The 540-nt window shown below is 40.0% G+C and carries 1 protein-coding gene; it reads left to right on the forward strand.

Annotated features, from left to right (window positions below; translation table 11 throughout):
• Nucleotides 1-147: 147 nt before the first annotated feature.
• Nucleotides 148-540 (forward strand): sigma factor-like helix-turn-helix DNA-binding protein (locus H5187_RS23960; protein WP_259401778.1); only part of this gene is annotated, 393 nt, incomplete at its 3' end.

Genomic DNA, 540 nt, shown 5'->3' on the forward strand with positions numbered 1-540 from the left:
ATCACTTTTGTGTTCTTAATGATTTTGCCGATCAAAGCTTAATGCCACTCGTAACCGAGTTCACGTTTTATCATTTTTGTAGGTATGTTAAACCGTTATCTAAATCATTTGATGAGGATAACAATCATGTCAACAAGACCTATATCTATGAGTAAACTACATGCTATTTTACGGCTGAAATATTCAGCAAAATTATCCCATCGAGAGATTGCTAGAAGCTTAAATATCTCCCCTGGGACCGTCGCTAATTACGTTAAAAAAGCCAATGAGTTAGGGTTAAACCAATGGCCGTTACCTGAAGATAAACAACACGGTACGTTTCTTAATACAAAAATCAGGGACTTCTCACCCCGTCAAAAAAGATACCCAACACCTGACTGGCTCACCATTAATAAGGATTTAAAGCAGCACAAATATTTGACGTTGCAGTTAGTATTCGATGAAATGCGTGAGAAAGTCGGTGAGCCTTATTACAGCTATAGCCACTTCTGCCGCGCCTATCGGGAATGGGTGGGGAAACAACGGTTGTCGATGCGTCAG

This window comes from Pseudoalteromonas sp. SG44-1 (assembly GCF_014164315.1).
GTDB classification, from domain to species: domain Bacteria; phylum Pseudomonadota; class Gammaproteobacteria; order Enterobacterales; family Alteromonadaceae; genus Pseudoalteromonas; species Pseudoalteromonas rhizosphaerae.